This is a genomic window from Deltaproteobacteria bacterium (assembly GCA_011773515.1).
Taxonomy (GTDB): Bacteria; Desulfobacterota; Deferrimicrobia; order J040; family J040; genus WVXK01.
In genome coordinates this window covers 21842-26447 of sequence record WVXK01000100.1, presented here as the reverse complement: position 1 = coordinate 26447, position 4606 = coordinate 21842, and the positions used below count along the sequence as shown (strand labels likewise).

The 4606-nt window shown below is 49.4% G+C and carries 5 protein-coding genes; all 5 read left to right on the top strand.

Features of this window, described 5'->3' with window-relative positions; genetic code table 11:
• On the top strand, positions 1-1656 hold a 1656-nt coding region (locus tag GTN70_11035; GenBank protein NIO17499.1), incomplete at its 5' end, for a 30S ribosomal protein S1.
• A 9-nt stretch (positions 1657-1665) separates the two neighbouring features.
• The gene (gene sppA / locus GTN70_11030) at positions 1666-2559 is read left to right on the top strand and encodes a signal peptide peptidase SppA (protein ID NIO17498.1); all 894 of its coding nucleotides are present in this window, start codon (positions 1666-1668) and stop codon (positions 2557-2559) included.
• A 12-nt stretch (positions 2560-2571) separates the two neighbouring features.
• Positions 2572-2853: an integration host factor subunit beta gene (locus tag GTN70_11025; protein NIO17497.1), complete on the top strand. Its 282-nt coding sequence runs from the start codon at positions 2572-2574 to the stop codon at positions 2851-2853.
• Positions 2854-2862: 9 nt separating this feature from the next.
• Positions 2863-3360: an HIT domain-containing protein gene (locus tag GTN70_11020; protein NIO17496.1), complete on the top strand. Its 498-nt coding sequence runs from the start codon at positions 2863-2865 to the stop codon at positions 3358-3360.
• A 56-nt stretch (positions 3361-3416) separates the two neighbouring features.
• Positions 3417-4606, top strand: a 1190-nt coding sequence (locus tag GTN70_11015; GenBank protein ID NIO17495.1) for a hypothetical protein, incomplete at its 3' end; no start/stop codon positions are given.

Sequence of the window (4606 nt, the reverse complement as noted above, 5' to 3'; positions counted from 1 at the left end):
TCACTTTTCGAACAAAGCCTCCAAACGCTGGAAACCGGCGAGATAGTCAAGGGAAAGGTAATGGCGATTTTGAGTGACCTCGTCGCTGTTGACATAAACTATAAGACGGAGGGGTTTTTCCCCTCCGCGGAAGCTCTTGATAAAAACGGGAACGTTTTCCTCAAAGAGGGTGACGAAGTTCATGTGCTGGTTGAACGGATCGATTCAAAATCCGGTATGGTCATCCTGTCGAAAGAGAAGGCGGACAAGACGAAACTCTGGGACGACCTTCAGGATGCCTATGAGGAAGGAAAGTTTGTCAGGGGCGTTATCACAAACAAGGTTAAGGGGGGATTTGAGGTCGACATAGGCTCCAAAGCTTTTCTGCCGGGGTCCCAAGCCGATATCAGGCAGGTGAAGAACCCCGATTCCCTCATCGGGATCGAAGATCATTTTAAAATTCTCAAATTCAGCCGGCAGAAGGTAAATATCGTCGTATCCAGAAGGGCCTACCTCGAGGAAATTTTAAAAACCAGGAAGGAGGAGCTCCTCGGCAGCCTGAAGGAAGGGGATGTGGTAGAGGGAAGGGTAAAAAACATCACCGATTACGGGGTATTTATCGATCTGGGTGGGCTGGATGGCCTCATGCACATAACGGATATCAGTTACGGAAAAATATCACACCCATCGGAAGTTGTAAAGGTCGGGGACGTGATCGAGGTCAAGGTCATTCGCTTCGACAGGGAGAAGAGGCGGGTGTCGCTGGGGCTGAAACAGCTTCGGCCGGACCCGTGGAGCCTCTTGAGTCAACGGTACGGGGAGGGGGACAAACTTTACGGCGTCGTGACGAATATCACCAAGTACGGGGCATTTATCGAGATTGAGGAAGGAGTGGAAGGGCTGCTCCATATTTCCGAGATGTCGTGGAGCAAAAACCTGAAGAGCCCATCTGATATCCTTTCAATAGGTGATCGGGTGGAGGTTGTTGCCCTCAAGATCAATGAGAAGATGCGAAAAATCTCCCTCGGCCTCAAGCAGCTGTCACCGAATCCCTGGGAAATCCTCAGGGAAAAATTTCCGGAAGGCTCAATTGTGGAAGGAAAGGTAAAAAACCTGACAGATTTTGGCATTTTTGTCGACCTCGGAGAGGAGATCGACGGGCTCGTTCACATTTCGGACCTCTCCTGGAACCAGCGGATAAAACACCCTGCGGAGATGTACAGGAAGGGGGATAAGCTCGAGGTGAGAGTTCTCAAGATCAACCAGGAAAACCAGAAGTTTTCCCTGGGGATAAAGCAGCTGAAAGAAGACCCGTGGTCAAATATCCGGGAAAGGTATAAAAGGGGGGCAATGGTAACGGGGAGGGTGACGAGCATCGCCGACTTTGGCGCTTTCATCGAGCTAGAGGAGGGAATCGAGGGGCTGGTCCATCTCACCGAAATATCTGAAGATAAGATCACCTCTCCTTCTGATGTAGTGAAGATAGGGGACGTCGTCACCGCCCTGATAACGGGGGTTGACCCGCAGAAGAGAAAAATATCTCTGAGCATAAAGCTGTATCAGAAACGTCTCGAGAAGAAAGAGATCGAGGCATACATAAACAAAAATGACGAAGATATCTCTGTTCTGGGTGAAGCTCTCAAAGAAAAGCTGAAACTGAAAGAGGACAACAACTGAAGGATTCTTATGAACCGTCAAGAGAGAGCTGTCAGGAAGCGGTCCCCCCTCATGAGAGGATGTCTCATCCTCGTGGTTGTCTTTGCCGGTTTTCTTATCCTCATGGGAGTGATGGGCAAGATAGGGGGAAGCCTGACAGGGTTCCGAGAAAATGTGGGCGTCGTCAAGATCGAGGGAATCATAACGGATTCCGAAACCATTAATGAGTCAATCAGGAAGTTTGGGAAGGACGAAAAGATCAAGGCTGTGGTGCTGAGGATCAACTCGCCCGGCGGAGGGGTTGGTCCTTCACAGGAAATTTATCAGGAGGTGAAGAGGCTTCGGGACAAGAAGATTGTCGTAGCTTCGATAGGCGCTGTCGGCGCTTCCGGCGGATATTACATTGCCTGTGGGGCAAATAAAATTGTGGCAAACCCCGGGTCCATTACCGGCAGCATAGGGGTGATAATGGAATTTTTAAACGTCAAGGAGCTTGTGGAGAAGCTGGGCCTGAAAGGCATGGTTGTCAAGAGCGGCCCCATGAAAGATGTGGGGAACCCTCTGCGGGAAATGACGAAAGAGGAGAAGAGGTTTTTAAAAAAGCTCATCGACAATATACATATCCAGTTTGTCGACGCGGTTGCCGACGGGCGAAAGCTTGAGCGGTCCAAAGTAGAGGTAATAGCCGATGGCAGGATCTTTTCCGGCTCACAGGCGAAGGAGCTGGGCCTGGTAGACTCTCTCGGAAACTTCTATGACGCTATCGATATTTCCGCCAAAATAAGCGGGATAAAGGGAGAGCCGAATCTGGTCTATCCGCCGAAAAAGAAAATCTCCATAATTGATTTGATTAAAGGAGAAGTGAAAAGTATAATCGAGAAGGTAGTTTTTGAGATGATTTTCCCCACATTTGTAACAAATTAAAGGGAGGAAAAAATGACGAAGAGCGATCTTGTCGAAAAATTGGCGGAGAAGATTGATTATTTGACGAAGAAGGATTGCGACGTAATCATCGACACCATTTTTGATAATATGAAGGAAGCCCTCAGGAAAGAAGACAAAATAGAGATACGAGGGTTTGGCAGTTTTACGATAAGGGTGAGAAAGGCGAAGGAAGGGCGAAATCCGAAAACGGGTGAAAAAGTCTTCATTCCGCAGAAAAAGATCCCTTTTTTCAAAGTGGGGAAGGAACTGAGGGAGATGCTCAACAGGGAGTAGTGTGAGGGGATGGAAAGGCTTTACACACCGTGGAGAATCGAGTATGTGAAAAACGCGACCAAAGGCAATCAGCACTGTATTTTCTGTGTTAAAGACGAACCCGAGAGTTTCCCCGAAAAACTTATCCTGCGTGTTTCAACTCATTCCGTCGTGATGTGCAACAGGTATCCATACACCAGCGGCCATCTCCTCATATCTCCGAGAAAACATATCGATGATTTTTCTGCTCTCGAAAGGACGGTGGCGTGGGAGATGTTTGCGCTCATACAGGAGTCGATGCGGATCATAAAGAAGCACTACAACCCCGAGGGTTTCAACGTGGGTATGAATGCCGGGAAGGCCGCCGGGGCGGGAATAGAGGATCACCTCCATTTTCATGTCCTGCCGAGATGGCGCGGGGATACCAACTTCATGACCTCACTTAATGAGGTCAGGGTTCTTCCCGAGACTGTCTTGCAGACATACGAAAGGCTTGAACCGGAATTTAAGGATCTTGAGATCTCATAAAGTCATCGTTATTCATATCCAAAAATTTCGCCATCTCTTTTGATCTGGAGTTGAATATGGAACTGACACCTGCGATGAAGCAGTATATGAACATCAAAAGAGAGCACAAGGAATCCATTCTCTTTTTCCGGATGGGCGATTTCTACGAGATGTTTTTCGAAGACGCCATCATCGCTTCGCGGATACTCGATATCGCCCTGACCAGCCGCGATAAGGATTCCGGGATTCCGATGTGCGGGATTCCTCACCACGCAAGGGACTCTTACATCCTGAAGCTGTTAAGGAAGGGGAAAAACGTTGCGGTCTGCGAACAGTTAGGTGAACAGGAGAAGGGAGGATTGTTCAAAAGGGAAGTGGTCGAAGTTCTCACACCCGGCCTGATACCCCGGGAGGATTTTCTCGAGTCGGGAAAAGGAAACTTCATCGCCGCCATAAATCTCTCGCGGGGTTTTTCCGTTTCAGCGGCAGATATCTCGACGGGAGAGCTCTATTTCGAAAAAACAGGCAAGCCCGAAGCCATTGTAGACGCCATAGGAAAGTTGGATGTAGCCGAAGTAATTTACGATGGTGACACCGCGAGCAGGTTGAAATATTCGGGCTTTGACAGGAAACTCCCCGCGGAGGTGGCAAGGAGGGAAGTTGATTTTCACGATTACGAGGGGACCTTAAAGGTATACAGAGACCGCTTTTATGGAAAAATCCAGGAGGATGGGGGTTTTTTCCTTCTTCTGGATTACATAAAGAGGAATCAGCCCCAGGCGATATCGAACCTTTCGGTGCCAAAACCGTTCATTCAGCGAAAGGGCCTCTATCTCGACGAGTCGGCACTCAAGTCTCTCGAGGTCCTGAGCAGCCTCCAGGGCACGAAAAAAGGGTCTCTCTGCGGTGTCCTCGACCGCACGAGAACGCCGATGGGTAAAAGGCTCGTAAAAAAATGGCTTGCCTTTCCGCTTTCTGACCTCCATGAGGTCAACGCTCGCCTGGAGTGCACGGAGGAATTCGCCGTCCACAACAATGTCCGCAAAAATGTTTCATCGCTCCTTGAAGGAATGTGTGACCTTGAACGGGGTGGTATAAAGGTGGCGGGCAAAAACGCCGACCCCCGGGACCTCACAGCTATTACCCATACGCTGGATAGAATCGAGGCGTTGAAAAATGCTCTGGTTGGGTGTTCAGCCAGCGGTCTGAAGAGTCGAGGGGAGAGGCTTGACCTCCTCGAAGAGTTCAGGCTCGCCGTCAGATCGAC

What these genes read in the sequence shown, in the direction of transcription:
- sppA (NIO17498.1), top strand. Translation starts at nt 1,666, where the DNA reads ATGAACCGTCAAGAGAGAGCTGTCAGGAAGCGGTCCCCCCTCATGAGA.
- GTN70_11025 (NIO17497.1), top strand. Translation starts at nt 2,572, where the DNA reads ATGACGAAGAGCGATCTTGTCGAAAAATTGGCGGAGAAGATTGATTAT.
- GTN70_11020 (NIO17496.1), top strand. Translation starts at nt 2,863, where the DNA reads ATGGAAAGGCTTTACACACCGTGGAGAATCGAGTATGTGAAAAACGCG.